Below are 21,587 nucleotides of genomic sequence, written 5' to 3'. Positions count from 1 at the left end.
CTGACGTAAGAATGTAAGAATGCGCATCACGGAAGCCGCCAAGCGGCTCGGCATGTCCCCGCGAATGCTCCGGTACCGGGAGGCGCTCGGCCTGCTCCCGCCGGTGCGCGAGCAGGGGGCGCACCGGCGGTTCGGGCCCGAGGAGCTGGCCGCCGTGGCTCAGGGGGTGGAGCTGGAGAAGCGGTTCGACGTGTCGCCGGCGGAGCTGGCGTTCGCGCTGCGGGTGCTGAGCGAGCCGTCGGTGGCGGCGGCCGTACGCGACCTGGGGGTACGGATCGGGCGCATCCAGGTGCCCCGCCGGGCCCTCGACTTCGAGAAGGAGAAGGCCCTGCGCCTCCTCCGCCCCCGGTGACCCCAGAGGCGGTGCGCCCCCTCAGACCCGGAGACCGTTCCGGGCCTTCTGCTGCCACCCCGTCACCCGCCGGACCGGCGGGTGCGGGTCAGCCGGAGGCGGGGGCGGAGGTGGAGGCGCTGCGGAGGCGGTCGAGGTCGGGCTCCAGGTAGATCACCCGGGCGATCGGCACCGCCGCCCGGATGCGCCGCTCCGCCTCGTCGATCCCGCGGGCGACCTCGGCCGCCGTCTCGTTGTGCTCCACCGCGATCTTCGCGGCCACCAGCAGCTCCTCCGGCCCCAGGTGCAGCGTGCGCATGTGGATGACGCGGGTCACCTCCGGCGCCTGCTCAAGGGCGGCCCGGATCTGCACCTCCATCTCCGGCGAGGCGCCCTCGCCGACGAGCAGCGACTTGGTCTCGATGGCCAGCACGATCGCGATCACGGCCAGCAGCACACCGATCATCAGGGTGCCGATGCCGTCCCAGACCCCGTCGCCGGTGACGACCGCCATCGTCACGCCGAACAGCGCGAAGATCAGGCCGAGCAGCGCGCCCAGGTCCTCCAGGACGATGACGGGCAGCTCGGGCGACTTGGACCGGCGGATGAAGGAGACCCAGGACTGCTTGCCGCGTACGGCGTTCGATTCCTTGATCGCGGTGCGGAACGAGAACGACTCGGCGATGATCGCGAAGATCAGCACGCCGAACGCCCAGATCGGCGCCTCCACCCCGTGCGGGTCGGAGATCTTGTGCACGCCCTCGTAAATCGAGAACGCCGCGCCGATCGTGAACAGCACCACGGCCACGACGAAGGCGTAGAAGTAGCGCTCACGGCCGTAGCCGAACGGGTGCTCCTTCGTACTGGCCCTGGCCGCCCTCTTACCGCCGACCAGCAGCAACACCTGGTTGCCCGAGTCGGCGACCGAGTGAATTCCCTCTGCCAGCATCGAGGACGACCCGGTGAAAACGGCGGCCACGAACTTGGCTACAGCGATCGCCAGGTTCGCGGTCAATGCCGCGATGATTGCTTTCGTTCCGCCGCTCGCGCTCACCGGTCTTCTCCACTCATAAAGATCACGTACTAAGGCCTGAAAGGGGATCCTATTGCGAAATTCTGGCCTTTACCTCAGTGATCGCTGACACTGGGGTCGGATCGATGGCATACCCCAGGGCAAGGTAGGTACTGGCGTAGTCGCCGAGCCCGATGAGGGCGGCCATCCGCTCCAGCGGATGCACTCCCTCGGCCGTCAGCTCGGTGACCGGCACGTCGCGCTCGCGCGCCGCCCGCAGCGACGCCTCGCGCCGCCGCGTCACCTGGGGGTGCTCCTCGACGTCGCGCAGGACGACGAGCCGGATCGTCCGCCCGGCGGTGTCGGCGAAGATGTCGCGCTCGGCCATCGGCCCGTCGAAGAGGGCCACCTGATGGTGGCCCACCTCGGGCAGCTCACCGTGGATGGCGGGATATTTCGCGTTCGCGCCGAGCTGGCACGCCAGCCGGTACGCCGCCACGGCCGCGGCCGGCGACGAGCCCCAGATGATCGGCACGCCCTCGGCCAGGTGCATCGCGAGCGACTTGCCCGGATTGACGAACGACTCGCTGGACGGCCGGCACCGGTGCGCCATGTCCTCCAGCGACCTGGCCACCCGCTCGAACAGATCCGCGTCCGCCTGCACCAGCCGCAGCGCGGCGGCCGCCACGACGAGGGGGACGGCCAGCAGCCACAGGTTCGCCCTGGACTGACCGCTGACGGGCACCGGCACGTAGACGGCCGACGCCTGGGTGGCGATGGCCTCCAGCGGGGAGTCGGGGGCGCCGACGGCGAGCAGCGTGCAGCCGCGCCGCACGGCCTGGGTGGCGACGGCCAACGTCTCCTCGGTGTCGCCCGAGCCGGAGACGGCGATGACCAGGTCGGTGGCCCCCACCCAGCCGGGGAGCTGGTAGGAGCGCAGGGTCACGATCGGCAGCGGCGCGCCGTTGCCCACGACGGCCGCCAGGATGTCGCCGGCGATGCCCGAGCCGCCCATGCCCGCGACCACGATGGCGCGCGGGCGCCCCTGGCCGGCCAGGCGATCGACGCGGGCCTCGACGGCGTTGCGGTAGCCGGTGCGTACGTGGGCCGCGGAGGCGGCGACCGCCGGGAGCATGCCTCCGGGGTCGCCCTCGCTGAGGTGACGCTGGTCGTCGAGCCGCTCCGGCTCCCAGGTCACGGCTTCCTGGCCTCGTCGACGAGCAGGACGGGAATGTCATCCCTGACCGGGTAGATCAGGCCGCATCCGGTGCAGACCAGCTCTTCTGCCTCGTCCTCCGCCCGCAGGGGGGCCTTGCACGCCGGGCAGGCCAGGATCTCCAGCAGCCAGTCGTCGATCTTCACTCTGACACCTTTCCCACAATGGCGAGGACCTCGTCCCTGATCGCCGTCATCTTGCTCTCGTCGGCCGCCTCGGCGTTCAGCCTGAGCAGCGGCTCGGTGTTGGAGGCCCGCAGGTTGAACCACCAGTCGGGCCCGCTCACGGTCAGCCCGTCGAGCTCGTCGAACTCCCCGCGCCCCGCGAACGCCTCCCGCACCCGCCGCAGTGCCTCCGCCTGGTCGGACACGGCGCTGTTGACCTCTCCGGAGGCGTGGTAGCGCGAGTAGACGGCCACCACCTCCGACAGCGCCCGCTCCTGCTCACCCAGCGCGGCCAGCACGTGCATCGCCGCCAGCATCCCGGAGTCGGCGAACCAGAAGTCCCTGAAGTAGTAGTGGGCCGAGTGCTCGCCGCCGAAGACGGCGCCCGTCCTGGCCATCTCGGCCTTGATGAACGAGTGCCCGACCCGTGTCCGCACCGGCTCGCCGCCGTGCTCCCGCACGATCTCCGGCACGCCGAGCGACGTGATCAGATTGTGAATGATCGTCGCGCCAGGGTATTTGGCCAGCTCGCGCACCGCGACCAGCGCCGTGACCACCGACGGCGAGACCGACTCGCCCCGCTCGTCGATCACCCAGCACCGGTCGGCGTCCCCGTCGAACGCCAGCCCCAGGTCAGCGCCGCTCTCGACGACCGCGCGCTGCAGATCCACCAGGTTCTGCGGCTCCAGCGGGTTGGCGTCGTGGTTGGGGAAATTCCCGTCCAGCTCGAAGTAGAGGGGCACCAGATCGATCGGCAGCCCCTCGAACACCGCCGGGACCGTGTAGCCGCCCATCCCGTTGCCCGCGTCGACGACCACCTTCAGCGGCCTGATCTCCCGCAGGTCGACCAGCGTGCGCAGGTAGTGCGCGTAACCACTCAGCAGGTCCTTCTCGATCAGCGACCCGCTGGGGGTGGCGGTCACCCCAACCAGCTCGACCGCCCGGTCACGGATCTCCGTCAGCCCCGTGTCGCCGCCGATCGGCACCGCGCCGGACCGGCACATCTTCATGCCGTTGTATCGGGCGGGGTTGTGGCTGGCGGTGAACATCACACCGGGCAGCCCCAGGCTGCCGCTGGCGTAGTAGAGCAGGTCGGTCGAGCCCAGCCCGGCGTGCACGACGTCGGCGCGACGCGAACGCGCCCCGCGGATGAACGCCTCGGCCAGCGGCGGCGACGACTCGCGCATGTCATGCGCGACCACCACCGACTGGGCCCCGGTCACCTCGACGAACGCCGCACCCACGGCCTCGGCGGTCGGCTCGTCAAGCTCGTCGGGCACAACCCCGCGAACGTCATACGCTTTGAAGATCTTGGCGAGGTCGCCCACTCTCCAGCTCCGCCCCTAGGTCGTCTCCTCCGTCAGAACGAGCCTACCGGTCGCGCTGTTGCTGGGCCGATCTCAGAACGCGCAGATGCCCGCGACGGCCGACCTCGACACCCTGCCCGACCGGCTCACCGCCACCGGACGACGTGGGGCGCGCGGCCTCCCGGACCGCGTTGGCCAGCGCTTCGAGATCGTCGGAGCTGGGGGAGCCGCCGTCCGTCGGCAGGCGCACCACCTCCCAGCCGCGGGGAGCGGTCAGCCGCTCGGCATGTTCGGCGCACAGGTCATAACAGTGTGGCTCCGCGTACGTCGCCAGGGGGCCGAGAACAGCGGTCGAGTCGGCGTATACGTACGTGAGCGTGAAGACGGCAGGCTGGCTGCAGGCGGTGCGGGAACAGCGGCGGACGGGGCTCACGGAGGGACCGTATCTGGTAAGAGTGCGAGGCGCCACTACCTGAGCGCTCTTAACGAGCGTGTCGCCACAATTCGGACACCTGTCGCAGCCTTTCCACCCACATGCCCCAAAGCCTCCACCCCTCCTCTCACACTTCCCTCCCCGGCTTCCCCACCTCCCCACCTGCCCAATCATCCTCCCGCCTCCCTTTCCCACACACGACCTCCTCTCCCCGGCCACCACCCTTGGGCCGCCTCGTTACGGCCCCACCCTTTCCCGAAACCTCCCCTCACTTCCCGACACCGCCCCTTCACCCCCCGACACCATCCCCCGGCCTCCCGGCACCACCCCCCGGCCTTCTGGCACCACCCCCTTGCCTCCCGGCACCCACGGGGCCGCCGCTCCACACGTCGAGCCACCGCCGCTCCAGAAGATCGAAGGGACGGGCCCGTACACTTGCTCACGTGACTCACAAGCGCGGTCCCAGACGGCGCGATCGCCACGGTCGCGGCCTCCGCGGCCCGCTCGCCCCCTCCCACGTCCCCATGGCCAAATCCCGCAGCGAACGCTTCGACGACCTCGTGCTCGACGCGGTCGACCGGCTCAGGCCGCGCTGGGAGAGACAGCTGTCGGCGGTGGAGTTCGCGGTGGAGGAGGTACCCCCGCTGAGCGAGCTGGGGGACGGCCCGGGCCTCGACTCGGACCCGATCCCGTTCGGCCGCGCGGACGCCGCAACCGGAAAGTCACCGGCGGCCGTGGTGGTCTACCGGCGACCGCTGGAGGCCAGAGCCCGGGACAGGGACACGCTGGGCGCGATGGTCCACGACACGGTGGTGGAACAGGTCGCCACCCTGCTGGGCCTGACCCCGGAAACAGTCGACCCGGGCTACGACGACCGCCGCTGACTCGCGAGGATCCAGGCAGGCGCACCGGGGTTCCCGGGCCACCTGCATGGTCCTCCCACCGAGGCGCGCTACGCGCGATGGGGACTCGGGCCGCGCCCAGTGGGGGCAAGCCCCCACACCCCCAGCGAGAGGCCTGCCGGCCCCTCGCGCTCCCCGGCCGCAGCACTGGCTAGCGCATGGACCGTCCGCCCGTCTACTTTGTTACGGAAAGTAACATATCAAACACAACCAGCGTTCGAACACTCTAGCCTGTGGGCGTCGATCATCCCCCACAGGAAGGTCCATATGTGGATCTCGCTGGCCGCTGCCTCCGCGATGGTTGTCAGCCTGGCCGCCGCTCCCGCTGGATGTGCCGCCCCGGGCGGTAGCTCCACCCACCCTGAAGGCGAGCGCGGATGCCGCAACTCCTGGGGTCCACTCGTGGCCGTGCGATTCGGCTCCGCGGAACCGAGGGTTCGCGCCAGTCTCCGCGTCCGCTGCGATCAGGTGGTCATCACTACCTTCGTGGCGAGAATCGCCATCGACCACAAGGACGGTCTCTTCTCCGACTGGTATGAGATCGACTACGACTACTACGAGAACCTGCCAGGCCTCAAGCAGTCATACACGCTGCTGAGCCGTCCCTGCCGACCAGGTCGCTACCGCGCGAGGGCGTCCATCACCGGCACCTTCGTCAACGGAGAGGCCTTCAAGGTGACAGAGGAGACGCGCAGCACGTCCTTGGACTGCAACCAGCCGGAGCCGGTCACATGAACGGGGCCATCGGATCCCCACCATGTGAGCACTTGATGTGGTTCCGCGGATGTGGTGGCACGACTCCGAGCGCCCAGCCCCCAGCGGCGTCCGAGTTCGCTCGGGTGATGTTCCTGGTGGCGTAGGAGGGTGGCGTCGTGGTCGGGTCGGCGTCCCCCGGCCACACACCCCACCCGTCCCCCCACCACGCGACCCGCCACAACTGCTCCTCGACCTCCGAAGACGGGTCGTCTTCAAGGCCCTCGAAGGGTTCGGGCTTCTGCCACCACCATCTACGACCGCTCGGCTTGTAGTAGAAGCTCGGCTCCCCGTTCTTCTGACGCCTACGCCCGTGACGCAACATGCCTTCAGGATCGCAGACGGTAGCCCTTCCGGCTCGTGCTTCTCCCTACCACTCGCCCGGGGCGGAACTGCCACCGTAGTGATCCGTATCCAGGCGCCGGGGGGCCGGACGTCTTCTTCCCGGTGATCGGGGTTGTTCTGCGCGGTAATCAGGGTCGCGTCCGAGGGGTGCGGGGACCGGCAGGTCCCCGCCTGGGGGTGTGGGGGCCTGCCCCCACAGGACGCGGCCCGAGTCCCCGTCGCGCGAAGCGCGCCTCGGTGGGAGGACCATGCAGTTGGCCAGGGGAACCCCCGGGCTTCAGGGCAGGACTACGTGGGAGGTGTCCGTCAACGGTGGGAGCAGGGTCCACATCCGGGCCGGGGCCAGTGGCTGGGCCGTGAGGAGTACGCCCGTCCTCAGCCGTTCCTCCACCACCCGGCCCCCGTACACCTCCCCCGACACCGGCGTGACCACCACCGCGAAGTCGCCCTTCGCCTTCAGCTTCACGTTCCTCGTCCGCCCCGCCGCCACCTCCACGTCGAACGGCTCCTCCGGCGTCCCCTTGCCCGGCACCACCTGCACCTGGACCTTGCCCGGCTGACCTCCGAGGGCTGTGAGCAGGAGTTGGGAGCCCGTGCCGTTGCGGGCCACCGCGCTGCCCAGGGCCAGTGAGGGGGTTCCGGCGGTGAAGGCGACGTCCGAGCGGCCGCCGGTGCCGGTGATCACCACGCCGGCCACGATGGGGGCGGAGGAGGTGAGCACCAGGGCGGCGGGGGAGCCGGCCAGGCCGGTGGTGACGTCCAGGGCGACCACGCTGCCCGCCGGTACGTCCAGGGACTCCCGGCCCTTCATCGCGTACTCGGCGTCCTGGCTCACCGCCTTGACCTGCACCGTGGCGTCCGTCTCGCCCGGGGCCGCCACCAGGAGCCGGCGCAGGCCGCCGCCTCCGGGGATGCCCGGTACGACCACGCGCGTGGCCGGGGGCGCGGCCGACGGGGGCCAGTCCACCCCGCCGGTCTCCGGCGTGGTCCTGGCGGCGACGGCCACGCGGCCGAAGATCGTGGTGACGCTCACGGCCATCACGTCGGCCGACGGCGCCAGGGTCTTGAGGTCGATCTCCTTGTGCTCCCCCGGCGCGATCTCCAGGCCGACGCCCGCGTCGCCCGAGACGGGGCCCTCCGCCGCGTACACCTGTACGTCCGCCAGCGCCGGCGCCTTGTCGGCGTTCATGAGGTGCAGGCGTACGTCGGCGTTCGCCGGGCCCGGGCCCACCAGCCAGGTCGCGGGAGCGGGCTCCGTGCAGCGGACCCCGGCCAGGCCGCGACCGGCGCCCCCGGTGGTGCGGGTGAGGTAGCCGGCCTCCAGCCCGCCGGGGCCGTTGGTCACGTACGGCTTGGTGTCCTCCATGGTCTCGCCGTTCAGCGTGCCGGGCAGGTACACGTTGACCCGCTCGCCCTTCGCCCCCGGGCAGACGGCGGTGACCGACTCCACGGGCACCTTCCTGGGGCCGGCGGGCGGGGGTGGGACGGGGGCGGGTCTGGTGACGTACGCGATGCCGTACATGGCGGCCAGCGACACGATGACCAGCGCCAGCAGCCCGAACCTGTTCTCCACGAACGCCCTCATCACGCACCCGCCAGAGCCGCGAACGCCCTCATCACGCACCCGCCAGAGCCACGGCGGGCGCCTCCGCGCCTTCCGGCGCCTGTCTGCTGCCCGGGGCCGCCAGGAGGGCCACCAGCAGCACCAACGCGCCCTGCGTCCACAGCCACGGGGTGTGCAGGACGCTCACCGGCTGGGCGGGTACGCGGACGACCGGTTCGGCCAGCCGCCACAGGCCGCCCGCCTCCGACAGGCTCAGGCGCTGGAGCGACGGCTGCGAGTCCAGCGTCCTGGCCAGCTGGGGCGGGACCGGCGGCGCCACGGCCACCATCGCGATGCCCTGCTGCGCCAGCGTGGCCGCGTCCCCGCCGCGACCGCCGACGAGGCCCTGCACCGCCCCGCTCACCCGGGTACGGGCCTCGGAGGCGACGGGCAGCTCCGCCTCGCCGATCAGCGGCGTACGCCCGTGCAGCACCGTGAACTCGGCACCCTTGATCACCACGGTCCGCTCCCCCTGCGTGGTCCGGGCCGCCGCGAGCGCCGGCAGCACGTCGGGGGCGTCGCCGACGAGCGGCCCGCGTACCCCGCCGGCCATCCAGTGACCGGCGGCCAGCAGCGGCGTGCTGAACGCCACCGCCACCACCGCCGTCGCCCCCAGCCGCCGCAGCCCGCCCCCGGCGCGCAGCTCGGTCAGCCGGTGCGCGGTCAGGCCCACCAGGACCACCAGCCCGGCACCCGCGAACGCCAGCGGGACACCCGGCCAGACGCGTGCCCCCTCGACGGTGATGCGGCTGACCAGGATGCCCGCCAGCACCCCGTAGAGCGCCACGCCCCAGCCGATGGCGACGGTCATCCGCTGGCGACGCATGAGCAGGGCCGCCAGCGCCGCCGCCACCAGGCCCGCACTCACCCAGAACGGCGGCAGGCCGGGCCCTCCCGGGCTGAGCGCCAGCAGCGATTCCGGGGCGAGGGCCGGGTCCACCAGGGCGGGGTCGTGCAGCCCGGCCTCCAGGAGGAGCCTGCCGGGGTCGGTCACCAGCTCGGCCAGCCAGGGGGCCAGGAGCACGAGTGGTACGGCGAGCGCGATGGCCATGGACAGGATCACGCCCTCCTGACCCCCGCGACCCCCGCCAGCCGCGCCGCGCAGGCCACCCCGAGCCCCATCGCCGCGCCGAGCGCCGCGTCCGCCCGGAGTCCCGTCTCCTCCCCGAACCCCGTCGCCGCGCCGGCCTCCGCCCCGGCCCGGCCCGCCCCCAGCCGACGCATGCCCCCCAAGCGCGCGCCCACCCGCACGAGCACCGCCACTCCTGTGCCGGGAGCCGCCCCTGCCCGCCCCTAAACCCCCGCCAGAGCCGAGATGCGCACCGCTGCCGGGTCCTGCCGCGCTACCGGGGTCTGCGCCAAGGCCTGCGTCGCCGGCGCCGAAATACGCGCCAGGGCCGGGACCAGCGCCGACATCGGAGCTCTCGCCGCTGGAAGCGGGGCTGCCACTGGAGCCGAGGCCGAAACGCGCGCCGGGGCGGCGGCCGAAGATCGCGCCGGGGCCGGCGCGGCGGGCGCCGAAGGCGACGGCGCCCAGCACGCCCAGCACCGCGAAGAGCGGATACACCAGGGGGACGAACGCCGTCCCCACGGCCAGCAGCAGCCCCAGCCCCCAGGCCGCACGGCGGGCGCGGCGGGGTTCGGCGGACAGCAGGGTGGTGACGAGCGAGGCGTACACGGGGACCAGCACGAACACCACGGCGGTGCCCAGCCGCCCCGCCGCGATGGCGCCGGTCGCGACGGGCAGCAGCGCGTACGTCCCCGCCGCCCACGCCCGGACCGGCACCGCCGGGACGATGTGCCGCGTGGCCAGGTACGCCGTGGCGCCGGCCAGCGGCACCGAGCCCAGCAGCAGCACCGAGACGGCCACCCACGTCTTGCCGAGCGCGAGCGTGGACAGGGCGGCGAGCACGGCCACGTACGGCGGCGCCCAGGCGGTCGAGCCGAGCCCGACGTCGTGGAACCCCTCGGTGTAGAAGGCCCACAGGTCGCTCGCGCCGCCCGTCACCGGGACGAGCGCGCCGCCGCCGAGCCGTTCGCCGCCCAGGAGGGACCGCTCGGCCACCAGCGAGACCACCGTCAGCGCGAACATGAGGATGACCCCGGGACGGCCGATGAAGCGCTGGAACGCGCCGGTGTCCGGCGGCGGGACGGCGGCCTCCTGGTCCTCCTCCGCCGTGGCGTGGTGGTGCCGCCCGGCCGAGTCGACGGGGGCCTCGCCGGCCAGGAAGCTCTGCACCATGTCGGTGACGCGCCGGTAGGCGGCGCCGCGAGGGGTCATCAACCGCTTTATGCGGATATATCCCTTCTTGCGGCCATGGCGGCGGTCACGCCGCGCCCGCAGCAGCCGGAACGGGTGCGCCAGGATCGAGCCCATGGCCACCAGTTCGTCCAGCGCGTTCGCCGGCTGCTTGCTCACGATGAACAGCACCGTGCGGAAGAGGGAGCCCACCACGTTCCGCAGCAGGGCCCACACCATCGCGCCGAACGGCAGGTTCGCCATGACCACGAAGATCGCGTTGCGCCGGTCGAGGCGGCGCGGATGGTCGCCGCTGACCGTGATGCGCCGCCGCCTGCGGGCCGCCGCCTCGGCGTGCCAGGCCACGGCGGAGGTCACGTTCAGCACCTTGTGGCCGGCGTTGCGCACCCGCCAGCACAGGTCCAGGTCGTCACGGAACAGCGGGAAGAACGGATCGAGGCCGCCGACCTGCTCCCACACGTCGCGCCGGACCAGCATCCCGGCCGTGGACACCGACAGCACGTCCCGTACCCCGTCGTGCTGCCCCTGGTCGAACTCGCGCGGCTCCAGCCCCGTGTCCCTGCGCCCGGTACGGCCCACGGTCACGCCGATCTCCAGCAGCCTCCTGCGGTCGATCCAGTCGCGCAGCTTGGGACCGAGCACGGCCGCCTTGGGATCCTGCTCGGCCGCCGTGAGCAGGTGCTCCAGCGCGCGCCGGTCAGGGGCGCAGTCGTCGTGGAGCAGCCAGATCCACTCGTCGCCCCCGGCGGGCGGCAGCTTGGCGAGCGCCTCGGCGACCGACTCGCCGAAGCCGGTGGAGCGCGGCAGGGAGATCAGGTTGCCGGGGCCGAGCGCCTGGGCGAGCAGGTCGGCCGAGCCGTCCCTGCTGCCGTTGTCGACGCCGGCCACCCGGTCCGGCCTGCGGCTCTGGTTGATCAGCGCGCGCAGCGTCTCCCCCAGCCAGCGCGCGCCGTCATGGGAGACGACGATCGCGGTGACGTAGGGACGTGGCATGGGTGGGTGACTCCTGGGGGGATGATCAGGCGGGCCCACCATACAGCTGGAAGCCGATCAGGAGATGCGAAAAGGGTCACACGGCTGTCCGCGTGACCCCTTCCCCCCATATACCTCTAAACGGCCTGGCGCTTGATCCGTCTGCGCTCCCGTTCGGACAACCCGCCCCAGATGCCGAAGCGCTCATCGTGCTCGAGTGCATATTCCAGACACTCGGCACGGACCTCGCACGATCGGCAGACCTTCTTGGCCTCCCTGGTGGAGCCGCCCTTCTCCGGGAAGAACGCCTCCGGATCCGTCTGCGCGCACAACGCGCGCTCCTGCCAGCCGAGTTCTTCAGCGTCAAGCTGATCCTGTGCGATGACCGGATCGGTCACTGCACACCTCCCTGCCGCCCGCCCGCAATGGAGCCCCCCATGGACGCCTTCCTTATTACCCACCCACTGGAAGGCGTAACAACATGGTTGTAATTACACGCGCGTGCCGTACGTGGCGTCAAGCGGCATGCGGGTATCCGGGGAAAGACCAGATCTCGCCCCGGTGTGCTTGGCATGTGATGTTCGCACCAGCCGGACGCCCCACGAGACATGGCGTCGGCCTGGCTTGTTCAACCCTGTCAGCGGTCGGAACCGTACCAGGGCGGGATAGACGCCCGCCCGTGGCCCACCTTCTCTCTAGCCGTTCATTGCCGGTCCGTTACCTGCGTGGCTCGTTGGGGGTGTATATGGCTGTTGGGTCGATCGGGTCGTCTCCGGGACGGCGCTGGTCGCCGCCGAGAGCGTCTCCTCCACCGAACGATCCTCCGACCGATGCGGGATCGATCCGCATGGTCGACTCGCCCTGGCCCTCCGCCCACCCCGGCTGCGGCGCCGGGATCGACGGGGCCGAGTGGGTGGGCCGGTACTGGCCCTGCTGGGGCTCGTACCCGCCGCCGGGCTGCTGGGGGTGCTGCGGGTGGCCGAACGGGTCGTCGTACGACCGGCCCGCCTGGCTGGAGTAGTCGGGCACCCGGAGCTCCGGCTGCGTCCCGACGTTCGACTGGTACGTCTCCGCCTGCTGGTAGGCGTCCAGGAGCTGCTGCGAGCGCGGGTCCACGGGCGGGTCCGGCTCCTGGTACGCGTTCGGGGTGGCGTACTCGTGACCCGAGTAGCCGGTGAACGGCTGGCCGCCCTGCTGCTGGTCGAACGCGCTCTGCCCGAAGTACGGCTGCTGCTCGGCCGGCGGGTACGGCACGCTCGGGGCGGTGTCGCCCGCCGGGTAGGGCTGCTGCTCCACCGGGGGCGCGTACGGGCTGCCGCTCTGCGGCTCGGCGGGCGGTGCGTACGGGTTGGGCTGGTCGTTCGCGGCCGGGGGCGCGTACGGGTTGGCGCTGGGCTGGCCGTAGACGTTCGGCTGGCTGTCCGCGGGGACGTACGGGGCCGGGGTGTACTCGCCGACGAGCGGCGTGTACTCGCCGGCCGGCGGGGTGGTGTACTCCTGGACCGGCGGGACCGAGGGGGCCGTCTCCGCGGGGGTGTAGGGCTGGCCGAAGCTCTGGGGGGTGTAGGGCTCCGGCTGCTCCGGCGGGCGCTGGTCCGAGGGGGCGGCCGGCAGCGCGCCCCTGATCTGCGGGTACGCGTCCGGCTGCGGCGGCGGGGCGTAGGCCGCCTGCGGGTCCGGCTGGCCGTAGGCGGCCTGGGGCTCGGGCTGCTCGGGGTGGCCGCCGAAGCTCGGCGGCTGCTGCCCGTAACCGGGCTGCTGGCCCGAGGGGGACTGCTGGCCGGACGGGGGCTGCTGGCCGTAGCCCGGCTGCTGGCCCGTGGGCGGCTGCTGCCCGTAACCAGGCTGTTGACCCGACGGCGGCTGCTGCCCGTAGCCGGACTGCTGACCGGACGGGGACTGCTGGCCCGGCTGGGGCTGCTGGCCCGACGGCGGCTGCTGGCCGTAGCCAGGCTGGCCGGACATGGGCTGCTGCCCGTAACCGGGCTGCTGCCCCGACGGGGGCTGCTGGCCGTAGGCGCCCGGCTGCTGCTGGTCCTGCGGGCCGCCGAAGCCGGGCTGCTGGCCCGAGGGGGGCTGCTGGCCGTACGCGGCGGGCTGCTGGCCGAATCCGGGCTGGCCGTAGCCGGGCTGGGACTGGTCGTAGCCGGGTCCGCCCTGGGGCTGCTGGCCGAAGTACCCGGGCTGGGCGCCGAACTGGCCGTGGTAGACCTGCGCGGCCGGCCGCTCGGGCAGCACCTGCGGGAGCAGGTAGACCAGCGCGATGGCGGTCAGCGCGAGCGTGGGCACGCCGAGGAGCACGTACTCGATCGTGGCTCGGGCCCCGGCGCCGGCGAACAGGCCCGCCAGCAGCGCCAGCATGCCGAACACCGCGGCGAGGAGCAGTCCGGCCGCCGCACCGTACGTGACCGGCTTGGCCTTGGGCGACGGCTCGCCGATCTTGGTGACCAGCAGCACGGCGCCGAGCAGCAGCGCCGTCACGACCGGGCTCGTCACGTTCGAGAGGTTCGACGCCGCTCGTTCCGTGAAGGACGAGCCGGACGAGCCGATCAGGATGTGGCCGATCGCCAGCACCACGTTCATCAATCCGGCGACGAGCATGATCCATGCGCCCGGCTCCTTAAGCCGGGCGACGTCAAGTTTGCTCACAAGTACCCCCATCGGACCCTTTAGCCCGAAGGGAGTTTGCCACATCACCGACTCACCCCGCGGGAGTCCCAGGAACCTCTTCCATATCAAAACGCCCAATACCTGGACGTACACCACCGACAAATAGGGGAAAACCAGTCCCGAGACGGGCTTGTCAGAGCCCGGTGAAAGACTGGGCCGCATGCACATCGTGTCACTCGCCGGCGGCATCGGCGGCGCCCGTTTCCTCCGCGGCCTGCGCGCCACCGCGCCGGACGCCTCGATCACCGTCATCGGCAACACGGGTGACGACATCACCCTCTTCGGCCTGCGGGTCTGCCCCGACCTCGACACCGTGATGTACACCCTGGGCAACGGCATCGACGAGGAGCAGGGCTGGGGCCGGGCCAAGGAGTCCCACGTCGTCAAGGAGGAGCTGGCGGCCTACGGCGTGGAGCCGCAGTGGTTCGGGCTCGGCGACCGCGACTTCGCCACCCACATCGTCCGCTCGCAGATGCTGGAGGCCGGCTACCCGCTCTCCCAGATCACGCAGGCGCTCTGCACGCGCTGGCAGCCGGGAGTGCGGCTGCTGCCGATGACCGATGACCGCTGCGAGACCCACGTCGTGATCGACGACGAGCGCGGCAAGCGCGCGATCCACTTCCAGGAGTGGTGGGTGCGCCTGCGCGCCTCCGTCCCCGCCCAGTCGTTCGCGCTGGTGGGGGTCGACACCGCCAAGCCGGCCCCGGGCGTGCTGGAGGCCATCGAGCAGGCCGACGTGGTGATCCTGCCGCCGTCCAACCCGGTGGTGAGCATCGGCACGATCCTTCAGGTCCCCGGCATCCGCGACGCCCTGCTGCCCAAGACCGTGGTGGGCGTCTCGCCGATCATCGGTGGCGCGCCGGTCAGGGGCATGGCCGACGCCTGCCTGACCGCGATCGGGGTGGAGACGACCGCGCAGGCCGTGCTGGAGCTCTACGGCTCGGAGCTGATCGACGGCTGGCTGGTGGCCGAGGAGGACTCCGGGGCCGCGCTCGACGGCGTCCGGGTGGTCGCCCGTCCGATCCTCATGCACGACGCCGACGCCGCGGCCGGCATCGCCCGCACCGCCCTCGACCTGGCCCAGGAGCTCGCACGATGACCGTCACCCCCGAGCGGATCGAAGTGATCGCCGTGACCGGCCTCGGCGAGGTGCGGCCCGGCGACGACCTGGCGGCGCTGCTGGCCGACGCCGACCTGCGCGACGGCGACATCGTGGTGGTCACGTCCAAGATCGTGAGCAAGGCCGAGGGCCGGGTGCGGCAGGCGCCCGACCGCGCGAAGGCGATCGAGGAGGAGACCGAGCGCGTGGTCGCCAGGCGCGGCGACACCGTCATCTCCCAGACCCGGCACGGCTTCGTGATGGCCGCCGCCGGGGTCGACGCCTCCAACACCGAGCCCGGCACCGTGCTGCTCCTCCCCGAAGACTCCGACGCCTCCGCCAGGCGCATCAGGGCGGGCCTGGGCCGCCGGGTCGGGGTGATCGTGTCCGACACGTTCGGCCGCCCGTGGCGGCACGGCCTCACCGACGTGGCCATCGGCGCGGCCGGCGTGCGGCCCCTCGACGACTTCCGCGGCACCTCCGACTCCTACGGCAACCAGCTCAACGCCACCGTGACGGCGCTGGCCGACGAGATCGCGAGCGCGGCCGAGCTGGTCAAGGGCAAGCTCGACGGGGTTCCGGTGGCGGTCGTGCGCGGGCTGTCGCATCTGGTGACCGACGACGACGGGCCGGGCGTCAGGCCGCTGGTGCGGCCGGCCGACGAGGACCTGTTCCGCTACGGGTCCCGCGACGTGGTGTTCGCCCGCCGTACGATCAGGGAGTTCTCGGAGCGGCCCGTCGATCCCGAGGCCGTGCGCAGGGCGGTGGCGGCGGGCATCGCCGCGCCCGCGCCGCACCACACGACGCCGTGGCGGTTCGTGCTGCTGGAGTCGCCGGAGACCCGCACCAAGCTGCTCGACGCCATGCGCGAGGCGTGGACCGAGGACCTGCGCGGCGACGGGTTCACCGAGCAGTCGATCGCCAAGCGGGTCAGGCGCGGCGACGTGCTGCGCAACGCCCCCTACCTGGTGGTGCCGTGCCTGGTGATGGAGGGCTCGCACACCTACCGGGACGACCGGCGCAACGCCTCCGAGCGGGAGATGTTCGTCGTGGCGACCGGCGCCGGGGTGGAGAACTTCCTGATCCAGCTCGCCGTGGAGGGGCTCGGCTCGGCGTGGGTGTCGTCCACGATGTTCTGCCGGCCGGTCGTCCGTGAGGTGCTGGACCTGCCCGATTCGTGGGATCCGATGGGCTGCGTGGCCGTCGGGCACGCCGCCGCGCCACCGCGCGACCGGGCGCCGCGCGATCCAGGGGATTTCATCGTCACGCGCTGACCGGGATTCCGACAGCAGTAAGCCGACCGTTTACCGTTAGGAAAGTTTCCTTTACATTTGGAGCATCCCCCCATGTAAAGGAGCCACTTCATGAGAAGGACTCTCACGTTGGTCGCCGTGGTGGTGATAGCGGTCGCCACCACGGTGTTCAACACCACGCCGGCGTTCGCCCACGGCTACGTGCTCACGCCACCCAGCCGCCAGGCCAACTGCGCCCAGGGCAGGGTCTCCGGCTGCGGCAACATCGTCTACGAGCCGCAGAGCGTGGAAGGGCCCAAGGGGCTGCGCAGCTGCCACGCCAACCTCGGGCAGTTCGCCCAGCTCAGTGACGAGAGCAAGCCCTGGCCGGTCGCGTCGGTGGGCAGCTCGGTGACCTTCACCTGGACGTTCACCGCTCGCCACGCCACCCAGAACTACGAGTACTACATCGGCAACACGCGGGTGGCCGTGTTCAACGGCAACGGCCAGCAGCCGCCGGCGACGATCTCGCACACGGTCAACTTCTCCGGCTTCTCCGGCCGGCAGAAGGTCCTGGCCATCTGGAACATCTCCGACACGACCAACGCCTTCTACTCCTGCATCGACCTGAACATCGGCGGCGGTGGCGGCAACCCGACCCCGACGCCCACCCCGACCGTCACGCCGACGCCGACCCCGACGCCGACCGTGACCCCGACGACGCCCTCGGGCACGTGGCGGGCCGGCACCGCGTACGCCGTCGGCAGCACCGTGACCTACAACGGCGCCTCCTACCGCTGCCTCCAGGCGCACACCGCCCTCGCCGGGTGGGAGCCGCCGAACGTACCGGCGCTCTGGCAGCGCGTGTAACGACCTTCCCGGTGTGAGGGGGCGCCCGGCGGGCGTCCCCTCACGTCGTCGGCTTGCAGGTGGGGTGGCACAGCCTGCGGGCCAGGGCGGCGAGGAAGACGTCGATGATCTCGCCCGGCTCCTGGGCCTCGTGCAGGGAGCCGTTCGTGGCGGCCGTGATCTGCGACAGGCCCTCCCGGTCCACCCCCTTGCCGAACGCGATGATGATGATCTGAACGGGCTTGTCCGGGTTCCACTCGCTGCGCAGCCGGTCGAGGAGCTGCGCGTGGTTCGTGCCCTTGCCGTCGTCCCGGCCTGCCGTGATCACCAGGAGCGTGTTGTTCATCTCCTCGCGGTAATCGCCGGAGACCTTGCGGAAGCCGCTGAGGATCGCGTCGTACAGCGAGCTGTCCAGCTTGGGATGGGCGGTGATCGTGCCGGTCAGCTCGTCCAGCCGGCTCCTGCGGAGCACCTGGCCGGTCTCCGGCTCGTTGATCGGCCCCAGGGCGACCCGCTCCTGGTAACCCTTGATGCGCCCCAGCGTGTTCGCGAACTCCCACATGCCCATGTGCGTGGAGTCGGGGAAGAGCTGCAGGCCGATCTTGGCGGCCTCCAGCGCCACGCTGACCCTGGTACGGCCGTTCAGCGGCTCGGCCATGTGCTTGGAGGTGTCGGCCAGCACCAGGATGTTCGTCGGCGGGGCCAGCCTGCTCCAGGCGCGCAGGGCCTCGTCGATGTCCTGGGGGGAGACCGACGCCCTGGTCCTCGGCGTCTCGGAGGGGATCTGCGGGAGCGGCGAGACCGGGCCCTGGGCGCCGTCGCCCGACCTGAACCCCGCCCGCCGCACGATCTCCTGGACCTGTGGGCCCTCCAGCCACTCGGCGAAGGCGGTGGACGCCTCGGCGACGGCCGGGTCGGCGGCGGTGACGACGTACGGGTAGTCGAGGTTGATCGTGCCCTCGCGCGGGTGCAGGGCCACGACCGGGTCGGAGGAGGGCCGCAGGTTGTGCTCCCACACCGACTGCTCGGGGACGATGACGACCGGGCGCTGCCAGAACGAGCGGTCGTCCACGGCGTCCATCATGCTGCGGTAGTCGGGCGTCGAGCCGGCCTGCGCCCACCGTACGAACGCGGTCAGCGCCTTGTCCGCCTCCGGCCCCGTGCCCACGACGTCCCGGGCGGCGGCCACGGTCGCGATGCCCGCCCCGGCCAGCGACGGGTCGGGCACGCGTACGACGTCGGGCTCGTCGGCGTTGGGCGTCAGCCGCCCGCGCACGGTCGAGGGGAAGACCATCCGCCAGTTCATCTCGGTCTTGCCCACGGAGAAGCGCCGGGCCAGCGACGACCGGGTGGCGAACACCAGCGGCGAGGTGGCCACCACGGTCTCCCCCGCCGGCAGCGCGGTCGCGCCCTGCTGGCGGGCCAGCCTGATCCAGGCCGAGGAGTCCGCGACCCACCCGTCGGGCCGCTCGCGCAGCACCCCGGCCCGGTCACCGATCAGCGTGCGCAGGACCGTGGCGGGCGGCTGCTCGGTCACCTGGACCAGCACGCACCGCCCGCCCACGGACGCCTTCGTCTCGTTGAACCGGCCCGCCGCCTCCATGACCGCCGGAGCCACGTCGACCGCGGCGGCCACATTGACCAGAACAGGCTCTCGTGTGGTGCACAGCACGCCACCGCCGCCGAAGATCGCGACGAGCCCGGCCACGACGATGGCCACGGCGGTCAACCCCGCCAGCATGCCGCGCTGGAATGCCTTCCTGCGCCGCTGCTCGGGGGACATCGCGGCGCGGTGTCGACCAAACCGCACGGTGAACCTCTCTCCAGGGGAGTGATGATTCTCCCAGCGCCACCCATGACGGGTGCAAGCCTTGTTAGAACATGTTACAACTACGCCATCGGCAGCACCCGTCGCACGCTCTGGCAGACACCGTCGCTGGCCGCCGAGGCGGCCAGCCGCTCGTCGTCGGGGACGCCGTACTCGGTGGTGCGCTGCCGGACCGGCCGGCCGCTGACCTCGACCATCTCGCGCAGCTCGCTGATGGTCTTGTACGAGCCGTTCTCGGACCCGGCCATCCGGCTGATCGTCTCCTCCATCAGCGTGCCGCCGAGGTCGTTCACCCCGCCCTGGAGCACCTGGCGGCACAGGTCGTCCTGGAGCTTGACCCAGGAGCACTGGATGTTCCTGATCGCGCCGTGCAGCAGGATCCTGGACAGCGCGTGCACGGCCCGGTTCTCCTGCGCGGTGGGGCCGGGCCGGGCCACGCCGGCCAGGTAGATGGGGGCGCTGGTGTGCACGAACGGCAGGAGCACGAACTCCGAGAAGCCGCCGGTCTCCTCCTGCAGGCGCCGGATGAGCTTGATGTGCCTGACCCAGTGCAGGTGGTTGTCGACGTGCCCGTACATCATGGTGGAGGTGGTGGGGATGCCGACCTTGTGGGCCGTGGTGATGACCTCGATCCACTCCTTGGCCGGCAGCTTGCCCTTGGTCAGCACCCAGCGCACGTCGTCGTCGAGGATCTCGGCCGCCGTCCCCGGCAGCGAGTCCACGCCGGCCTCCTTGGCCGCCTCCAGCCAGTCGCGGATGGACAGGTTCGTCCGGCTGGCGCCGTTGATGACCTCCATCGGGGAGAACGCGTGCACGTGCATGCCGGGGGTCCTGGCCTTCACGGCCTGCGCGATCTCGAAGTACGCGGTGCCGGGCAGGTCGGGGTGGATGCCGCCCTGCATGCACACCTCGGTCGCGCCGGCCGCCCACGCCTCCTCGGCCCGGTCGGCGACCTGGTCGAGGCTGAGGGTGTAGGCGTCGGCGTCGGTCCTGCGCTGGGCGAAGGCGCAGAAGCGGCAGCCGGTGTAGCAGACGTTGGTGAAGTTGATGTTCCGGTTGACGACGTAGGTGACCTCGTCGCCCACCGCCTCCTTCCGCAGCGCGTCGGCGATGGCGGCCAGCTCGTCCAGCGCCTCACCCTCGGCCCCGAGCAGCGCCACGGCCTCGGCGTCGGTCAGCCCGGCCGGGTCGGCCTCGGCGCGCCGCAGCGCCTGCCGCACGTCGCTCGGGGTGGCGGCGGCCACCGTGCCGAGGCGCTCGCGCAGGGCTTCCCAGTCGCCGTAGACGTGGTCGAAGTCGTCCCTGCGGTCGTTCGTGCGGCCCGTGGTGTCCACCTCGACGTGCAGGTCCACCCGTCCCGAGGCGGCGAACCCGCCGTCGGGCTCCTGCCAGGGACGGCCTTCGAGCACCGCGTCCGTACGGGCCAGGCCCGTGGCGGGGTCCGCCAGGGCGGCGACGTGGCCGGCCAGGCGGGGGTCCAGCCAGGGCTCGCCGGCCAGCACATATTCCGGATATATCGTCAAACGTTCCCGGAGCCGGAACCCGGCCTCCTCCGTACGGGCCGCGAGGTCGTCGATCTGCGGCCACGGCCGCTCGGGGTTGACGTGGTCGGGCGTGAGGGGCGACACGCCACCCCAGTCGTCGATCCCGGCGCGGATCATCAGCTCGTACTCGGCGTCGACCAGGTTGGGCGGGGCCTGGAGGCGTACGCGGGGGCCGAGCACGAGGCGGGCCACCGCGATCGTGGCGGCCAGCTCCTGCAGGTCGGCGTCGGGCAGGCCGCGCATGGCGGTGTCCGGCTTGGCGCGGAAGTTCTGGACGATGACCTCCTGGATGCCGCCGTACTCCCTGGCCACCCGGCGGATCGCGAAGATCGACTCGGCCCGGTCCTCGACGGTCTCGCCGATGCCGATCAGGATCCCCGTGGTGAACGGCACGTTCGTGCGCCCGGCGTCCTCCAGCACGCGCAGCCGCACGGCCGGGTCCTTGTCCAGCGAGCCGTAGTGGGGCTGCCCCTTCTCCTCGAACAACCGCCGCGACGTCGTCTCCAGCATCATTCCCATCGACGGCGCGACCGGCTTGAGCCGCTGGAGGTCCCGCCAGCTCAGCACCCCCGGGTTGAGATGCGGCAGCAACCCGGTCTCCTCCAGCACCCTGATCGCCATGGCCCGGACGTAGGACAAGGTGTCGTCGTAACCGTGCGCGTCGAGCCACTCCCTGGCCTGGTGCCAGCGGTCCTCCGGCCGGTCCCCCAGCGTGAACAGCGCCTCCTTGCACCCCATCGCCGCCCCCTGCCGGGCGATCTCCAGCACCTCGTCCGGGCTCAGGAACGGCGCGGGCAGCTTGTGCGGCGCGGTGGCAAAAGTGCAATAACCACAACGGTCCCGGCACAGCCGGGTCAACGGGATGAACACCTTCCTGCTGTAGGTGATGATTCCCTCGCGGCCGGCGGCCCGCAGCCCGGCGTCACGCACGCGGGCGGCGTGTCCGAGAAGCGTGTCGAGGTGCTCGTCGCGGGCGTGCAGGAGGACGGTCGCCTCGGTCACGTCCAGGGTCTTGCCGTCCCGGGCTCGGGCGAGGGCGCGGCGGAGCGCGGAGTCAGAACTCATAG

General features: G+C 71.8%; 18 protein-coding genes. 6 read left to right on the top strand and 12 right to left on the bottom strand.

Features of this window, described 5'->3' with window-relative positions:
• Positions 1-19: 19 nt before the first annotated feature.
• A complete protein-coding gene (locus ACBJ59_RS45875) occupies positions 20-352 on the top strand; it encodes a MerR family DNA-binding transcriptional regulator (RefSeq protein WP_364119486.1) in 333 nt (110 codons plus the stop codon).
• Positions 353-440: 88 nt separating this feature from the next.
• Here ACBJ59_RS45875 and ACBJ59_RS45870 read toward each other — a convergent pair whose 3' ends face one another.
• Genes ACBJ59_RS45870 through ACBJ59_RS45850 form a run of 5 tightly spaced genes read right to left on the bottom strand, consistent with a single transcriptional unit; the run spans position 441 to position 4,463 of the window.
• On the bottom strand, positions 441-1,385 hold the full coding sequence (locus ACBJ59_RS45870) for a cation diffusion facilitator family transporter (protein ID WP_375116375.1): 945 nt from the start codon (positions 1,383-1,385) through the stop codon (positions 441-443).
• Positions 1,386-1,434: 49 nt separating this feature from the next.
• The gene (locus ACBJ59_RS45865; RefSeq protein ID WP_375116374.1) at positions 1,435-2,541 is read right to left on the bottom strand and encodes an SIS domain-containing protein; all 1,107 of its coding nucleotides are present in this window, start codon (positions 2,539-2,541) and stop codon (positions 1,435-1,437) included.
• Positions 2,538-2,705, bottom strand: coding sequence for a Trm112 family protein (locus ACBJ59_RS45860; RefSeq protein ID WP_360661988.1), 168 nt, complete (start codon positions 2,703-2,705; stop codon positions 2,538-2,540). The genes ACBJ59_RS45865 and ACBJ59_RS45860 overlap by 4 nt, the downstream gene beginning before the upstream one ends.
• Positions 2,702-4,051: a phosphomannomutase/phosphoglucomutase gene (locus ACBJ59_RS45855; protein ID WP_375116373.1), complete on the bottom strand. Its 1,350-nt coding sequence runs from the start codon at positions 4,049-4,051 to the stop codon at positions 2,702-2,704. The genes ACBJ59_RS45860 and ACBJ59_RS45855 overlap by 4 nt, the downstream gene beginning before the upstream one ends.
• 43 nt (positions 4,052-4,094) lie before the next feature.
• Positions 4,095-4,463 (bottom strand): DUF3499 domain-containing protein, encoded by a 369-nt coding sequence (locus tag ACBJ59_RS45850; protein WP_364119498.1) that lies wholly within the window; start codon positions 4,461-4,463, stop codon positions 4,095-4,097.
• Between the two features lie 443 nt (positions 4,464-4,906).
• Here ACBJ59_RS45850 and ACBJ59_RS45845 point away from each other — a divergent pair, with 443 nt between their 5' ends.
• Both ACBJ59_RS45845 and ACBJ59_RS45840 read left to right on the top strand, forming a co-directional pair.
• Positions 4,907-5,347, top strand: a complete 441-nt coding sequence (locus ACBJ59_RS45845) for a metallopeptidase family protein (protein WP_375116372.1) — start codon at positions 4,907-4,909, stop codon at positions 5,345-5,347.
• 504 nt (positions 5,348-5,851) lie between these two features.
• Positions 5,852-6,100 (top strand): hypothetical protein, encoded by a 249-nt coding sequence (locus ACBJ59_RS45840; RefSeq protein WP_375116371.1) that lies wholly within the window; start codon positions 5,852-5,854, stop codon positions 6,098-6,100.
• Here the strand turns inward: ACBJ59_RS45840 and ACBJ59_RS45835 are convergent.
• From ACBJ59_RS45835 to ACBJ59_RS45815, 5 genes are all read right to left on the bottom strand, one after another.
• A complete protein-coding gene (locus tag ACBJ59_RS45835; RefSeq protein ID WP_375116370.1) occupies positions 6,093-6,443 on the bottom strand; it encodes a hypothetical protein in 351 nt (116 codons plus the stop codon). The two genes, ACBJ59_RS45840 and ACBJ59_RS45835, sit on opposite strands and share 8 nt — an antisense overlap.
• Before the next feature lie 297 nt (positions 6,444-6,740).
• A complete protein-coding gene (locus ACBJ59_RS45830) occupies positions 6,741-8,036 on the bottom strand; it encodes a DUF5719 family protein (RefSeq protein ID WP_375116369.1) in 1,296 nt (431 codons plus the stop codon).
• 43 nt (positions 8,037-8,079) lie between these two features.
• Positions 8,080-11,319 carry a glycosyltransferase family 2 protein gene (locus tag ACBJ59_RS45825; protein WP_375116368.1) on the bottom strand — a complete coding sequence of 1,080 codons (3,240 nt, stop codon included), beginning with the start codon at positions 11,317-11,319 and terminating at the stop codon, positions 8,080-8,082.
• Between the two features lie 116 nt (positions 11,320-11,435).
• Complete coding sequence (locus ACBJ59_RS45820) at positions 11,436-11,696, bottom strand: WhiB family transcriptional regulator (protein ID WP_020546325.1); 261 nt, start codon at positions 11,694-11,696, stop codon at positions 11,436-11,438.
• Between the two features lie 319 nt (positions 11,697-12,015).
• Positions 12,016-13,947, bottom strand: coding sequence for a hypothetical protein (locus ACBJ59_RS45815; protein WP_375116367.1), 1,932 nt, complete (start codon positions 13,945-13,947; stop codon positions 12,016-12,018).
• Between the two features lie 181 nt (positions 13,948-14,128).
• Here ACBJ59_RS45815 and cofD point away from each other — a divergent pair, with 181 nt between their 5' ends.
• The 3 genes from cofD to ACBJ59_RS45800 all read left to right on the top strand — a co-directional run bounded on the left by cofD (position 14,129) and on the right by ACBJ59_RS45800 (position 17,169).
• Entirely contained in the window at positions 14,129-15,067 is a 939-nt protein-coding gene (gene cofD / locus ACBJ59_RS45810) for a 2-phospho-L-lactate transferase (protein WP_375116366.1), read from the top strand.
• Positions 15,064-16,341, top strand: coding sequence for a coenzyme F420-0:L-glutamate ligase (locus ACBJ59_RS45805; protein WP_375116365.1), 1,278 nt, complete (start codon positions 15,064-15,066; stop codon positions 16,339-16,341). The genes cofD and ACBJ59_RS45805 overlap by 4 nt, the downstream gene beginning before the upstream one ends.
• Before the next feature lie 90 nt (positions 16,342-16,431).
• Entirely contained in the window at positions 16,432-17,169 is a 738-nt protein-coding gene (locus tag ACBJ59_RS45800) for a lytic polysaccharide monooxygenase (RefSeq protein ID WP_375116364.1), read from the top strand.
• A gap of 40 nt (positions 17,170-17,209) precedes the next feature.
• On the opposite strand, the gene ACBJ59_RS45795 is transcribed toward ACBJ59_RS45800, so the two are convergent.
• Together ACBJ59_RS45795 and ACBJ59_RS45790 are read right to left on the bottom strand one after the other, a co-directional pair.
• Entirely contained in the window at positions 17,210-18,931 is a 1,722-nt protein-coding gene (locus ACBJ59_RS45795; protein ID WP_375116363.1) for a substrate-binding and VWA domain-containing protein, read from the bottom strand.
• A 107-nt stretch (positions 18,932-19,038) separates the two neighbouring features.
• Positions 19,039-21,585 (bottom strand): bifunctional FO biosynthesis protein CofGH, encoded by a 2,547-nt coding sequence (locus tag ACBJ59_RS45790; protein ID WP_375116362.1) that lies wholly within the window; start codon positions 21,583-21,585, stop codon positions 19,039-19,041.
• Positions 21,586-21,587 lie beyond the last annotated feature (2 nt).

The sequence above is a fragment of the Nonomuraea sp. MTCD27 genome, from assembly GCF_041950495.1.
Taxonomy (GTDB): Bacteria; Actinomycetota; Actinomycetes; order Streptosporangiales; family Streptosporangiaceae; genus Nonomuraea.
The sequence above is the reverse complement of the archived record's forward strand: the minus strand, read 5'-3'. Positions and strand labels throughout refer to the sequence as shown.